This is a genomic window from Methylosinus sp. LW4 (genome assembly GCF_000379125.1).
In the GTDB taxonomy this organism is placed as follows: domain Bacteria; phylum Pseudomonadota; class Alphaproteobacteria; order Rhizobiales; family Beijerinckiaceae; genus Methylosinus.
On record NZ_KB900626.1, the window covers coordinates 292,106 to 306,205 of the forward strand.

Consider the following 14,100-nt stretch of genomic DNA (forward strand, 5'->3'; position numbering starts at 1 on the left):
CGAGCGCTGCGTGTCACTTGCGCGCAAAAATCGAAAGCTCGGAGGAGTGGCCGCTCTCCGCCTCTCGAATGTTCGTAAAACCGGCTTCATGCAATGCGGCGATCAGATCATCGCGGCGGAGCGAAGACGCCGCTCCACGCTGCGCGACTTGGGTGTGAATATACAGCGCGTCGGCGCGGCGCGCGAGAAGCGCGACGGCCGCGAGCGGATCGGCGAACCGGCTCAGCGCATCATAGGCGACGACGAGATCATAGCTTTTGTCCGTCTCGCGTAGAAACGCCTCCATATCGCCGAGCCAGAAGCGCGTTCGCGAGAGGCGCATCACCTCTTTGGCGACGAGGCAGCGGATGAAGGCGGCTCGGCTCGGCTCGATCGCCTCGACGCGCGCGCCGGCGGATTCGAGAAGGAAGCTGTGGCCCGCCTCGCCCGGCGAAAGCTCGAGCACATTGCGGCCCTCGAGCGAGCCGAAGCAATCGATCGCCCACCGAATGCGCGCATCGTCGAAGGCTTCGGTCCGACCGGCGGAGACGCCGCATGCGGGCGGAAAAGCGCAGCTCCATCCGCCGATCACATCGATGGCGTTCTGCAGGCGGGGAACGCTCGACACATAGGAGTCGAAAACCTCCGCCGGAGGACGCGAGGGCCCTCGTTTCGGCAGCATGTCTCGCAGCTTCCTCAGCATCGATATGATCATCCCTCGGCGACGAGCAGAAATGCTTTCGAATCCCCATCGAAAACACGACTGAATTTTTCGACAATTCCATTTGCGCCGAGCGCGCCCGTGGGCGCCCGCGACGCGGCGCGACGGATTACGCTGTCGCGACGCTTTTGGCAATCGGCGGCGCTACACGCGGAAATGACGGCCCGGCGGCAGGCTGCTCAGCAGCTGCAATCGCGGCGCCGCATTGTCGCGACTGTACCAGGGGTTGAATGCGGGATCGACGTAATTCACGAGATCGTATTTTTTGCGCAGCGCGTCCTGCTCGCGGCGAAAGCGCGCGATATTGGCGTTGGTCTCGTCGCTGCCGCGGCTCGACGATTCATGATGAGTGAGCGTTGCGAAAGGCGTCCATACGACGCGAAAGCCGGCGCGGCCGGCGCGCATGCAATAATCCGTGTCGTTATAGGCAATGGCGAAATTCTCGTCGTCCAGCCCGCCGACGGCCTCGAGGCAGGCGCGCGTGACGAGCATGCAGGCGCCCGTCACCGCCGCCATGGATTGGCGGACGTCGAGCCGACCCATGGGGCCTGGATAATCGCCGGGCATGCCGCAGAACCAATGTCCCGCCACCGAGCCGAGGCCCATGACGACGCCCGCATGCTGCAATGTTCCATTGGGATAGAGCAGACGCGCGCCGACAATTCCCGTCGACGGATAGGCGAGGCAGGAGACCATCTCTTTCAGCCAGCCGGCGTCCATGACCTCTATGTCGTTGTTGAGCAGCAGCATGCAATCGCCGCGGGCCGCCCTGAGGCCGCGATTGACCTGCCGCGAGAAGTTGAATGTCTCCTCGACGATATCGACGGAGACGAAAGGATAGGCCGCCTTCTTCTGCTCATAGAGATCGAGAACGCGCGCGTCCTTCGTGCCATTGTCGACAACGAGAATCTCCATGCGCGGATAATCGGTCCGCAAGGTGAGATCGTCGAAGAGGCGGGAGACGAGCGCGAAGGAATCGCGGCTCGGCACGATGATGGAGACGAGCGGCCAGGCGTCGTCCTTCGGCGAAAAGCGCACGCGATGCAGATCGGCGTTGCGCGCGGGCTCCACTGTCGCCGGCGCGCCGTCGACGGCGTAGCTTTCCGCCAGCGAGCGGCGCGCGCTCGTCGTGGCGCGATCGAGAAAGCTCACCGAATAGCTCTTGCCGTCGCGGCGCCAGAGATAGGCGGGGTAGGGGAGATGGACGATCTCCTCCGTCGCGAGGCTGCGCGTGTAGCGCAGCAGCAGATCATAATCCTGCGAGCCTTCGTAGCCGCGGCGCAGGCCGCCCAGCGCCTGCAGCCGCTCGCGACGATAGAGCGAGAGGTGATTGACGTAATTGACGCCGGAGAGCAGCACGGGGTCGAAGGCCGGCTTCAGCGAGTAATGCTTGGGCTGCAGCTTGGCGTCGGCGACGATCTCGTCGGTGAAGACGAATTGCGCGCCGGGCGTGCGCTCGATCGTCTCCAGCAGCGCATCGACGGCGTAAGGCGCGAGCGCGTCGTCGTGATCGATGAAGCCGACCCAATCGCCGCGCGCCGCGGCGAGGCCGCTATTGGTGGCGACGGCGATCCCGCCATTCTGCGCCGCGCGCAGAATCGTCACATGCGGCGTGTCGCGATGACGCTCGAGCCAGTCGATCGTCTCGCGCGACGTCGAGCCGTCGTCGGAGAGGATCAGCTCATAGGCGCCGGCCCTTTGTATCCGAAAGGAATCGAGCAATTGGTCGAGATAGAGCGCCGGCGCGTCATAGACCGGCGTTACAAAGGAGAACGCCGGCCGCTCGCCCGTCCAGGCCGGCGCGCCGGCGTAGCGGGCGTTGGCCATGGCGATCACCTGCTCGAAATGCGGAGTCGCGCCGCGCACCTTGGCGACGCGCGCGCCGACGCCGGAAAGCTCCGGCGCGCCGGGCCGCGCTATGGTCTCGCACAGCGGCGCCGCGCGCTCGCCGCGCGCCGCCGCGCGCAGCCTGCCGCCGACGAAGGCGCGCACGGATTTCTCGTCATAGGCGATGAAGGCGCGAAAACGAAACCTCGAAGGGTAGGAGGAGGGATCGAAACGGACATGATGCACGCGGCCGAAGCTCCGCAGCGCGATCACATAGAGGCCGTCGCGCGTGTGCTTGAGCTCGATCTCGTCATCCGGCTCGAAGCCCTTGCCGAAATCGATATAGATGCGCGGGTCGAGCGTCTGATCGGCGTCGGCGACCTCGAGAATGATATAGGCGGCGCGCAAAAAGCCCGTGACGAAGACGAAGAGCGGGTCCGCATCCGTGGCCTGCCAGCTCTCCCAGCCGAGCCGGCGAAGGCCGGATCGACGCACAGAAGGAATTCTCAGCAACAAGACCTTAGCTTTCCCGAATATGAGTCGCGGACCTGAGGCTCCGCGCTCGCGTGATATAGTCGAGCCGCGGCGCCTTGGCCATAGCTCGGCGCCTGTCGCGCGTGATGCGGCCGTGGCGGAAAAGTGGCGAAATTAGGCCGTCGCGCCCGCGTGGACGCGGCGCTCGCGCTGGGCTATAAGGGCGCGGTTCGCGTCAATGGCGGTTCCCTGGCGAAGCCTGCTCGAAGAGAAGATGATCCAACTCTTAGACGTCTTCAAATTCTATAAGACCGAGCGACACTCGAAGGTCATATTGGATCATGTGTCGATGGTTTTCGACACGAGCTATTCCTATGGTCTGCTCGGCGTCAACGGCGCCGGCAAGACGACCACGCTCAAGGTCATAGCGGGCACCGAGCTGCCGAATTCCGGCAGGGTGCGGCGCACGGTGCGTGTCTCCTGGCCGCTCGGCTTCGGCGGCGGCTTTCATCCGGCGATGACCGGCCGCGAGAATGTGCATTTCGTGGCGCGAATCTACGGCGCCGATCCGCGCAAGGCGGCGATGTTCGTCGAGGAGTTCTCCGAGCTCGGCGATTATTTCGACGCGCCGGTGAAGACCTATTCGTCGGGCATGGGCGCGCGTCTGGCCTTCGGCATGTCCATGTCCATCGACTTCGACGTCTATCTCATCGACGAGATCACCGGCGTCGGCGACATGCGATTTCAGAAGCGATGCCAGGAGGCTTTCGACCAGCGGCGCAAGAATTCGAGCGTCATCTTCGTCTCGCATTCGATGCAGGCCGTGGCCGATTATTGCGACCGCGGCGGCGTGCTCGTCGACGGCCGCCTCTTCATGTTCGACACGGTCGCCAAGGCGATCGAGATGTACAATCGAATGAACCGATAGAGGCGAGGATGGACGAACCTCCGAAGTCTCCCGATTTTCGCACGGTCAATGCGCTGGAGCGCGCCGAGGCCGTTCAGCGTTTTCTGGCCGAAGCCGCGCGGCGAGCGCGCTTCTCGGCGCGGGCGCGCGGCGCCTATCAGAAATCCAGCTTCGCCGAGCGGCGCGGCGCAAAGGCGATGCGCATCGCCTTTCTCGTCCTCGCCATCGTCATGGTGGCGATCCCCAATGTCGTCGGCGGGCTCTATTACGGGCTGCTCGCCTCGGACCAATATGTCGCCGAGGCGAAATTCACCGTGAGCAGCGCGGCCATTCCCAAGCTCGACGGGCTCGGCTCGGTGACCGGCCTGCCGCAGATGATGATCTTTCAAGATTCGATGATCATCATCGAATATATCGAGAGCCGGACTCTGGTCGAGCAGCTCGAGCGCCAGGTCAATCTACGCGAGCTCTATGGCTCGGATCATATCGATTGGTGGGCGCGCTTCAAAAAGTCGAAACCGATCGAGAAATTCACCGAATACTGGAAGAAGATGGCCACGGCGACGATCACCTTTCCCTCGGGAATCGTCACGCTGACGGTCCGCGCCTTCTCGCCCGCCGACGCCAAGACCATCGCCGACAAGGTGATCGCCGACTGCGAGACTCTGGTCAATGATCTCAATGAGCGCATGCGGCAGGACACTGTGCGGGCCTCCGAGCAGGATGTCGAGCGCGCCGCCGAGCGGCTGAAGGTCGCGCGCGTGAATTTGGAGCGCGCGCGCAATACGGAAGGGCTGATCGACGTTCGCCAGACCAGCAAATCGCAGAGCGAGGTGCTCTCTGCCGTCCAGATCGAGCTGCTGAAATATCAGCAGGAATATCTCACCCAGTCGCGCTACGTCGACGAGAGCGCGCCGCAGATGCGCGTGATGAAGCGGCGCATCGAATCGCTCGAGAAGCAGGTCGCCAACCTCGAGGCGGAGATCACCACGCGGGAAGCGCAGGGGCTCGACGCGCTGGCGCGCAAGACGCTCTCCGGCAAGATGACGACCTTCGCCAATCTCGACCTCGAGCATAAGATCGCCGAGACGAGCTATGAGATCGCGACCGCCTCGCTCGACGGCGCGCGCCTGTTCAGCGACCGCAAGCTGCTCTATCTCCATCAGATCGAATCGCCCGCTCTGCCGGAGGACGCGCGCTATCCGCGGCGTTGGCTCTATACGGGCCTGCTGCTCGCCATTTCGCTCACCCTTTATGGCGTGGTCGTCGGACTCATCGCCTTCGTGCGCAACCATATGGCGTGAGCGCGCCTCAGCGCTCGCGCGCCACTTGCGTCAGATAGGCGCCATACTGGCTTTTGGCGAATTTCTGCGCGGCGGCGCTTAGCGCCTCGGCGTCGATCCAGCCTTGGCGGAAGGCGATCTCCTCGAGGCAGGCGATGCGCTGGCCCTGCCGCAGCTCGATCGCGCGGACATATTCCGCCGCCTCCAGCAGCGAGGCCGGCGTGCCCGTGTCGAGCCAGGCGAAGCCGCGGCCCAAGCGCTCGACATTCAGCTCGCCGCGCTGCAGATAGATGTTGTTGAGATCGGTGATCTCCAATTCGCCGCGCGGCGAGGGCCGCAGCTCCGCCGCATATTGCGGCGCGCGCTCGTCGTAGAAATAAAGCCCCGTGACCGCCCAATTGGATTTGGGCGCTTTCGGCTTTTCCTCGAGCGATAGTGCGCGGCCCTGCGCGTCGAAATCGACGACGCCGTAACGCTCGGGGTCGGCGACGTGATAGGCGAAGACGGTGGCGCCGCGGCGCGATTGCTTCGCCTTGGTCAGCGATTCCGTGAGGCCGTGGCCGTAGAAAATATTGTCGCCCAGCACCAGCACGGAGCTTCGCCCCTCGACGAAGCTCGCGCCGATGACATAGGCCTGCGCGAGCCCGTCCGGCCGCGGCTGCACGGCGTAAGTGAAGGAGACGCCCCATTGCGCGCCGGAGCCGAGCAGGCGCTCGAACGCCGCTTCGTCATCCGGCGTCGTGATGACGAGTATCTCGCGCACGCCGGCGAGCATCAGCGCGCTCAGCGGATAATAGATCATCGGCTTGTCATAGACCGGCAGCAATTGCTTGGAGACGGCGAGCGTCGCCGGATGAAGCCGCGTGCCGCTGCCGCCCGCGAGAATGATTCCGCGCATGTCATGCTCCTCCATCTGTGGGGCCGGCGAGCAGCCTGTCGACGCAGGCCGCGAGCGATGGGCGCCAGTCGGGCAGAGCGACGCCGTAGATTTGCGAAAGTTTCGTATTGTCGAGACGCGAATTGGCCGGGCGCCGCGCCGGCGTCGGATAATCCGCCGTCGTGATGCGGCGAACGCGCACCGGCCTGCGACCATGCTCCGCAGCGCGCGTGAAGATCGCTTCGGCGACATCGGCCCAGCAGGCTTCGCCCGCGCCGGTCATGTGAAAGACGCCGCGCAGCTGCGGCGCGCTGTCGCTGCAAAGGCGCCGCGCTATGCGCAATGTCGCCTCGGCTATGTCGAGCGCGCTCGTCGGATTGCCGAGCTGATCGGCGACGACGCCGACCTCCGCGCGCGTCTCGCCGAGCCGCAACATGGTGCGCACGAAATTCGCGCCGAAAGGGCTGTAGACCCAGGCTGTGCGCAGCATGGCGGCGTTTGGGCAGAGCGCCGCGACGCGCCGCTCGCCCTCGAGCTTGGAGCGGCCATAGGCGCCGAGCGGCGCGGTCGGATCATCCTCGCGATAGGGGCGCGCAGAGGAGCCGTCGAACACATAGTCGGTCGAAAAATGAATGAGCGGAACGCCGAGCGCATCCGCCGCCTCGGCGACATGGCCGGCGCCCTCGCCATTGATGCGCAGGGCGAGCGCTTCTTCCTGCTCCGCTTTGTCGACGGCGGTGTAAGCGGCCGCGTTGACGATCGCATCGCAGCGGGCCTCGTTCAGCGCCGCGCGAACGCTGTCGCGATCGACAAGATCGAGCTGCGGCCTGCCGAGCGCGATGATTTGCGTTTCCTCATCGGCGCGCTCGCGCAGAGCGGTGACGATCTGGCCCTGCGTTCCGGTGACGGCGATGCGCATCGTCACCCCTTACTCGAAGGCGTCGGAAAGATCGCGCAGACGCGGCCAGCGGCGATCCTTCTCCGACAGAATGGCGCGCGCCGGCGCGATCGGCCAAGCGATGTCGAGATCGGGATCGTCGAAGGCGAGGCCGCGATCATTGGGCGCCGAATAGAAATTCGTCACCTTATAGACGACCTCCGTATCCGGCTCGAGTGTGCAGAAGCCATGCGCGAAGCCGATGGGGACGAGCAATTGCCGCCAATTCTCCGCGGAGAGCTCCACCGCGACATGACGGCCGAATGTGGGCGACGCGCGGCGAATGTCGACCGCGACATCCAATATGCGGCCGCGCGTGACGCGCACCAGCTTGTCCTGCGCGAAAGGCGCGGTCTGGAAATGCAGCCCGCGAATGACGCCGGTCTCGCGCGAGAGCGAATGATTGTCCTGCACGAAGCGCAAAGGCGGCAGGCCGCGCTCCTGCCAACGCTTTTCATTATAGCTCTCGGAGAAAAAGCCGCGCGCGTCGCCGAAGCGATCGGGCGTGACGATCTTGACGCCATTGAGCGCCGTATCCTCGATCTTCATTCTGTCCTCACGCGCGCGTCAGGCGACGCAGCCGAGCCGCTCGCCGCGATATTTGCCGGAGCGTATGGCTTTCCACCACTCTTCATTGTCGAGATACCAGCGCACCGTCTTGGCGAGACCGCTCGCGAAGCTCTCCTTTGCGCGCCAGCCGAGCTCGCGCTCGATCTTGGAACAGTCGATCGCATAGCGCAGATCATGGCCCGGCCGATCCTGCACGAATGCGATCAGCTCGCGATAAGAGCCGTGCGCGCGGGGCCGCAGCTCGTCGAGACTGTCGCAAATCGCCTGCACCACTTCTATGTTGCGCATCTCCGAGCGGCCGCCGACATTATAGGATTGCCCGACGACGCCGGCGCGCGCGACGGTGAGCAGCGCCTCGGCGTGATCCTCGACAAAGAGCCAGTCGCGCACATTCTCGCCGCGTCCATAGACGGGCAGCGGCTTCTCCTCGAGCGCATTGAGAATGGTGAGCGGAATGAGCTTTTCCGGGAAATGATAGGGGCCGTAATTATTGGAGCAATTGGTGATGATGGTCGGCAGGCCATAGGTCTCGCGCCAAGCGCGCGCGAGATGATCTGAGCCCGCTTTCGAAGCGGAATAGGGCGAGTTGGGCGCATAGGGCGTGTCCTCGCGAAACAGTCCCTCCGCCCCGAGCGCGCCGAACACCTCGTCGGTGGAAATATGCAGAAAGCGAAAGCCGGCGGCGGTCTGCCCATCGAGCCCACGCCAATAATCGAGCGCCGCTGCGAGCAGAGTGAAAGTGCCGACGACATTGGTCTCGATGAAGGCGCCCGGCCCGTCGATGGAGCGATCGACATGGCTCTCGGCGGCGAGATGCATCACGACGTCGGGCTGGAACTCCGCGAAGGCGGCGGCGACGGCGTCGCGGTCGCAAATATCGGCGCAACGAAAGGCGTAGCGCGGATCGCCAGCGATGGGCGCGAGCGAGTCGAGATTGCCGGCATAGGTGAGCTTGTCATAGACGAGCAGCTCATGCGGCGTCGTCTCGATGATGCGGCGCGAAACCGCCGAGCCGATGAAGCCGGCCCCGCCGGTGACAAGAATGCGCATCTATCGCCCGATCCGGGCGGCCGTCGCCGCTGTTTCTCGGAGGAAGCGAGAGGGAAGACGCATCTGCGAAAAGCACCTTGTTCCTGGTCTCGAGGATTCGCCTCGTCGCCGCCGCCGCAAGATTTTTCTCTTCTATTCACGCCAATTGAAAGATCACGGCGCCGGCTGTCAACTCCGGCGCCGCGCGGCGGGGAATTATGTTTTTTGTGCGGCGTTTTCCGGCGCGCTGGCGTCGGCCGCGAGAATTTGGACTCGTTCCAGACTGCTTGCGCAGCATGTCGGTTTCGCGCTATCCCGCGATAGATCGGGCCGCGACGGATCGCCGGCCGTACAGAAGAGTAGTCGATGTTTCAGCGTCCCGGCAAGGCGGCCTTCGTCTTCATCCTCATCACTGTCGCGCTCGACATGCTGGCGCTCGGCGTGATGATCCCGGTGCTTCCCAAGCTCATCGTGGAGTTCGAGGGCGGCGATCTGAAAAGCGCTTCTATAGCGACGGGCGTCTTCGGTTTCGCCTGGGCCTTCATGCAGTTTTTGTTTCAGCCCATGCTCGGCGCGCTGTCCGATCGTTTCGGACGCCGGCCGGTCGTGCTGCTGTCCAATCTCGGCATGGGGCTCGATTATGTGTTCATGGCGCTCGCGCCATCCTTGTCCTTCCTTTTCATCGGCCGGCTGATATCGGGCGTGACGGCGGCCAGCGTCTCGACGGCGACGGCCTATATCGCCGACATCACCGAGCCGGAGAAGCGCGCCGGCCGTTTCGGCATGATCGGCGCGGCGTTCGGCGTCGGCTTCATTCTCGGCCCGGCGCTCGGCGGCGTGCTCGGCAATCATGGCCTGCGTTATCCATTCTGGGCGGCGGCGGCGCTGAGCCTGCTCAACGCCGCCTATGGCTATTTCATCCTGCCGGAGTCGCTCCCGCCGGAAAAGCGCACCAGCGCCATTCTGTGGCGCAGCGCCAATGTGCTCGGCTCGCTGGATTTCCTGCGCCGCGACCGTTCGCTCGCGCTGCTGGCGCTCGCCATTTTCCTCTCCTATCTGGCGCATGAATCGCTGCCGAGCCTTTTCGTGCTCTACACGGAATATCGCTACCATTGGGACGCGGAGACGACGGGCTGGGCGCTCGCCATCGTCGGCGTGTCGCAGACTGTGGTGTCCGGCGGATTGGTGCGGCCGGCGGTCAAACGCTTCGGCGAGCGCGCGACGCTGGTCGTCGCTCTGGCGGCGGGCGCGCTCGGCTTTTCGGCCTACGCATTCGCGCCCACGGGCGGGATATTCATGGCGGCGCCGCCGCTCATCGCCCTCTGGGCCATGGCCAATCCGGCCTTTCAAGGGCTCGCCACGCGCTTCGCCTCGGCCTCGGAGCAGGGGCGGCTGCAAGGCGCTCTGTCGAGCCTGCGCGGCGTCTCCGGCATGGTGGGGCCGCTGTTCTTCACGCAGATTCTCTCGCTCTCCATCGGCGCCGGCGACTTTCCGGGGGCGGGCTATTTCGTCGCGGCGCTGCTGCTCGCGGCGAGCCTCTTCGTGGCGCGCAACGCCGTGAGCGGAACCGTGCAGCCGCCCGCCGTCTGACGTCGCATTCCGCCGCGCGGCCGCTTATATTGAGGCCGCGCGGGCCCGTCGGCCGGCGCTCTCGGAGATTCGCATGAGCTTCGTCGCTGCGGCCGTCTATTTCGCCATACTCGCCTCCGCGGCGCTGAGCGTCTATCTGAAGGCCCGCCAGAGCCGCGCCGCGCGCGCCGATCGCGACGCGCCTCCGCCCGAATTCGCGGAGACGATTACGCCGCAGGAGCATCGCCGCTCCGCCGACTACACGGTCGCGCGCATGCGCCTTTCTGGCGGCGAGACCTTGCTGGACGCGGCGATCTCCGTCGTCTGGCTCACTTTTCTGCTCGGCTCGCTCTATGCGCTGCTCGCGCAATTCATCGCGCCGGGCCTGACGCTCAGCGTCGCCGTCGTCGTCGCTGTGGCGATCGTCGATCATCTGCTGCGCCTGCCGCTATCGCTGGTCGAGACCTTCGGCCTCGAGGCGCGCTTCGGCTTCAACAGAACGACGCCTCTCATGTTCGTCCTCGATGAGGCGAAGGGCGCGGCGCTGTGGCTCGTCTTCTTCATTCCTCTGCTCTATGGGCTGTTCTTCGCGGCGCGCTTCTCGCCCGATTATTGGTGGCTGGCGGGCTTTGTCGCGGCGGTGGCGCTGCTGCTCGCCATGACGGTGATCTATCCTTCCGTCATCGCGCCGATGTTCAACCAGTTCACGCCGCTCGAGGACGCCGCGCTGAAGGCGCGCATGGAGGAGCTGCTGGCGCGCTGCGGATTTCAATCGGGCGGGCTCTATGTGATGGACGCCTCGACGCGCTCCACCCATGGCAACGCCTATTTCTCCGGCTTCGGCAAGGCCAAGCGCATCGTCTTCTTCGACACGCTTCTACGCAAGCACAGCGCCGACGAGATACTCGCCATTCTCGCCCATGAGCTCGGCCATTATAAATTCGGCCATGTACGGCAGCGGATTTTTCAGGCGGCGGGCTTTCTCTTCATCGGCTTCGCGGCTCTGCATCTCGCCTTTACGCGCGGGCTCGGCGGCGCCTTCGGCCTGCCGAATGATCCGGGCGTCATTTTCGTCATCGCGCTGATGGCGGCCGCGCCCATTCTGCATCTTCTGTCGCCGCTCACCAATTTCCTGTCGCGCCGGGCGGAGTTCGAGGCCGATGGCTTCGCCAAATCCATTTACGGCGAGGAGCCCATGGTGAGCGCGCTCACCAAGCTCTCGCGCGACAATCTCTCGACGCTGACGCCGGACCGGCTCTATGCGCTGTTCTATTACTCGCATCCGCCGGCGCCGATCCGCATCGCCGCGCTGCAGGAGGCGAGGGGCGCCTGACCTTCAGGCCGCGTGCGCCTTGCCGCGGAAATAATGGAAATCGCCGCGCGAGATCAGCGCGTCGCCGGGCGCGGTCTCATGCGGCGCGAGATCGCTTTGCGATCGCAGATGGTCGTAGATGGGGCCGAAATCGCGATAGCAGGCTTCGAGCGGGCGCTCGAATCCATCGACGACGAAATAGCACTGCTGAAAATCATCGATGATGTAATTGGTGCGCATCACCCGCTCGAGATCGAAGCCGATGCGATTGGGCGATGTATCCTCGAGCGAGAAGACCGTCTCCGCCGGCGAGGAGAGAATGCCGGCGCCGAAGATGCGGAGCCCCGCAGGCGTCGCCAGCAGCCCGAACTCCACGGTATACCAATAGAGCCGCGCCAGATTGGCGAGCTGGCCGCGCGCCAGCGCCCGCCGTCCGCCCTCGCCATAGGCCTGCAGAAAGCGCGCATAAACAGGGTTCGCCAGCAGCGGCACATGGCCGAAGACATCGTGAAAGACGTCCGGCTCCTCGAGATAATCGAGCTCTTCCTCCGGGCGGATGAAGGCGCCGGCGGGAAAGCGGCGATTGGCGAGATGCTCGAAAAAGACGTCGTCCGGCACGAGGCCGGCGACAGGAACCACGCGCCAGCCGGTGAGCGCGGAAAGGCGCGCGCTCAGCGTTTCGAAATCGGGAACGCCGGTGGGCGAGAGCGCGAGCGCGTCCATAGAGGCGAGATATTCGTCGCAGGCGCGGCCGGGCAAAAGCGCGGCCTGGCGGGCGTAGAGCCGGCGCCAGCGGTCGTGCTCGGCTTCGCTATAGGACGGCCAGTTCTGCTCGATCGTCCAATCGGCGCGGCGGGGCGCGTCGGCGTAGCGGTTCTTGCGCGGTTGCGCCGTGTCGTGTTCGGTCTGCATCGCACTTTCCAGCGGTTTTTGAAGAGATAGGGCGTCCGCCGGTCTTCCGCAAAGTGAGGGGCGGCGAACGTGCCAGTCACTCCACGTGGCGTTGATCAAATTGCGATGAAGCGGTATCGGAAACATGCGGCGGGGGGCAGAGGAGACCCGCAAGGGTACCAGAGGGTAATGCTGACCGCGCCCAGGGACTTGGGCACCGCTCGCGTTAAGCCTATTCGCGAGCCTTAGCCCCGCCGCACCACAAAGCCGCTCACCCCGGCGCGAAATGCGCGGTGAAATGGCGCAGGAAGGGCGCCTGCCGAGTGATGCGAAACGGCGGGATCGCGGCGCGCGCGCGGAACACAGTCTCGATCGCCTCGATCACATAATCGAAATGGCTCTGCGTGTAGACGCGGCGCGGAAAGGCGAGACGCACCAATTCGCGCGGCGCCGGCGTCTCCGTTCCGTCTTCCGCGCGACGGCCGAACATCACGCTGCCGAGTTCGACGCCGCGCACGCCGCCCTCGAGATAGAGCGCCGCGGTGAGGCCGACGCCCGGAAAATCCGTCGCCGAAAGATGCGGACAAAAGCCCGCGGCGTCGATGAACACGGCGTGACCGCCCGCCGGCCGCACGATCGGAACGCCGCGCGCGATGAGGCGGGACGCGAGATATTCCACCGTCGCATGCCGATAGCGCTGGTATTCCTCCTCCAGCGCCTCCTCGAGTCCGACGGCGATCGCCTCGAGATCGCGGCCCGCGAGTCCGCCGTAAGTGGGAAATCCTTCCGTCAATATCAGCAGATTGCGAAAATCCTCCGCCCAGCGATCGTCATCGCAGGCGAAGAATCCGCCTATATTGGCGAGCCCGTCCTTTTTGGCGCTCATCGTCGCGGCGTCGCAGAGCGAGAACATCTCCCGCGCAATGTCGATGAGCGCGCGATCCGCATAGCCGCGTTCCCATAGCTTGATGAAATAGGCGTTCTCGGCGAAACGGCAGGCGTCGAGCACCAGCGGTATTCCGCGCCGCGTAAGCAGGGCCTTGGCCGCGCGAATATTGTCGAGAGAGATGGGCTGCCCGCCGCCGGCGTTGTTGGTCGCGGTGAGCATGCAGAAGGGAATTTTCTTTCCCTCACGCTCCAGCGCACGCTCCAGCGCCGCGAGGTCTATGTCGCCTTTGAAACGCGTCTCCGCATGAATATCCGCGGCCTTTGCGCTGGGCAGATCGAGCGCCGTCGCGCCGACATATTCGATATTGGCGCGCGTCGTGTCGAAATGGCTGTTGTTGGGCACGATATCGCCGCGCTTCAGCCGCGTCGCAGCGAGAATGCGCTCCGCCGCGCGGCCTTGATGTGTAGGAAAAATATGCTTGAAACCCGTGATGTCGCGAATGGTCTTCTCGAAGCGGCGCCATGACCTGCTTCCCGCATAGCTTTCGTCGCCCATCATGAGCGCGGCCCATTGCCGATCCGACATGGCGCCCGTGCCGCTGTCGGTCAGAAGATCGATGGTGATGTCTTCCGCATCGAGCAGAAAAACATTGTAATGCGCGGCCTTCAGCCGCTCCTCGCGCTCTTGCCGCTTTGTTATCGGCAGAGCTTCTGTCATCTTGATGCGGAAGGGCTCGATGATGGTGCGCATATCGCTTCTCCTTCGCAGTGCGAGATAGGGCGCGGCGCCGACGCCGCTTTACGTAGCCGCGCCGGCTGTGGCAAAAGCGTCGGCG

Annotated in this window: 12 protein-coding genes; 4 read left to right on the forward strand and 8 right to left on the reverse strand. The window is 64.6% G+C overall.

Annotation, left to right across the window (positions count from 1 at the left end; translation table 11 throughout):
* Window positions 1-13: 13 nt before the first annotated feature.
* Complete coding sequence (locus METLW4_RS23610; protein ID WP_157234752.1) at window positions 14-661, reverse strand: class I SAM-dependent methyltransferase; 648 nt, start codon at window positions 659-661, stop codon at window positions 14-16.
* A gap of 183 nt (window positions 662-844) precedes the next feature.
* On the reverse strand, window positions 845-3,022 hold the full coding sequence (locus METLW4_RS0101435; RefSeq protein ID WP_245258389.1) for a glycosyltransferase family 2 protein: 2,178 nt from the start codon (window positions 3,020-3,022) through the stop codon (window positions 845-847).
* A gap of 253 nt (window positions 3,023-3,275) precedes the next feature.
* On the opposite strand from METLW4_RS0101435, the gene METLW4_RS0101440 reads away from it, so the two are divergent.
* Window positions 3,276-3,929 carry an ABC transporter ATP-binding protein gene (locus METLW4_RS0101440; RefSeq protein ID WP_026191162.1) on the forward strand — a complete coding sequence of 218 codons (654 nt, stop codon included), beginning with the start codon at window positions 3,276-3,278 and terminating at the stop codon, window positions 3,927-3,929.
* A gap of 8 nt (window positions 3,930-3,937) precedes the next feature.
* Window positions 3,938-5,212: a hypothetical protein gene (locus METLW4_RS0101445; protein WP_018264420.1), complete on the forward strand. Its 1,275-nt coding sequence runs from the start codon at window positions 3,938-3,940 to the stop codon at window positions 5,210-5,212.
* A gap of 7 nt (window positions 5,213-5,219) precedes the next feature.
* Here the strand turns inward: METLW4_RS0101445 and rfbA are convergent, their stop codons facing one another.
* From rfbA to rfbB, 4 genes are read right to left on the reverse strand one after another with little or no spacing between them, the layout of a single operon-like run.
* Window positions 5,220-6,089: a glucose-1-phosphate thymidylyltransferase RfbA gene (gene rfbA / locus METLW4_RS0101450; protein WP_026191163.1), complete on the reverse strand. Its 870-nt coding sequence runs from the start codon at window positions 6,087-6,089 to the stop codon at window positions 5,220-5,222.
* Window position 6,090: 1 nt separating this feature from the next.
* Complete coding sequence (gene rfbD / locus METLW4_RS0101455; protein ID WP_018264422.1) at window positions 6,091-6,987, reverse strand: dTDP-4-dehydrorhamnose reductase; 897 nt, start codon at window positions 6,985-6,987, stop codon at window positions 6,091-6,093.
* A gap of 9 nt (window positions 6,988-6,996) precedes the next feature.
* Complete coding sequence (rfbC, locus tag METLW4_RS0101460) at window positions 6,997-7,554, reverse strand: dTDP-4-dehydrorhamnose 3,5-epimerase (RefSeq protein ID WP_018264423.1); 558 nt, start codon at window positions 7,552-7,554, stop codon at window positions 6,997-6,999.
* Between the two features lie 18 nt (window positions 7,555-7,572).
* Window positions 7,573-8,625 (reverse strand): dTDP-glucose 4,6-dehydratase, encoded by a 1,053-nt coding sequence (gene rfbB, locus METLW4_RS0101465; RefSeq protein WP_018264424.1) that lies wholly within the window; start codon window positions 8,623-8,625, stop codon window positions 7,573-7,575.
* A 345-nt stretch (window positions 8,626-8,970) separates the two neighbouring features.
* Between rfbB and METLW4_RS0101470 the strand changes: the two genes are divergently transcribed.
* A complete protein-coding gene (locus METLW4_RS0101470) occupies window positions 8,971-10,194 on the forward strand; it encodes a TCR/Tet family MFS transporter (protein WP_018264425.1) in 1,224 nt (407 codons plus the stop codon).
* A 73-nt stretch (window positions 10,195-10,267) separates the two neighbouring features.
* On the forward strand, window positions 10,268-11,506 hold the full coding sequence (locus METLW4_RS0101475) for a M48 family metallopeptidase (protein WP_018264426.1): 1,239 nt from the start codon (window positions 10,268-10,270) through the stop codon (window positions 11,504-11,506).
* A 3-nt stretch (window positions 11,507-11,509) separates the two neighbouring features.
* On the opposite strand, the gene phhA is transcribed toward METLW4_RS0101475, so the two are convergent.
* Window positions 11,510-12,397, reverse strand: coding sequence for a phenylalanine 4-monooxygenase (gene phhA / locus METLW4_RS0101480; protein ID WP_018264427.1), 888 nt, complete (start codon window positions 12,395-12,397; stop codon window positions 11,510-11,512).
* Between the two features lie 250 nt (window positions 12,398-12,647).
* Window positions 12,648-14,015, reverse strand: coding sequence for a tryptophanase (locus tag METLW4_RS0101485; RefSeq protein WP_018264428.1), 1,368 nt, complete (start codon window positions 14,013-14,015; stop codon window positions 12,648-12,650).
* Between the last annotated feature and the right edge of the window lie 85 nt (window positions 14,016-14,100).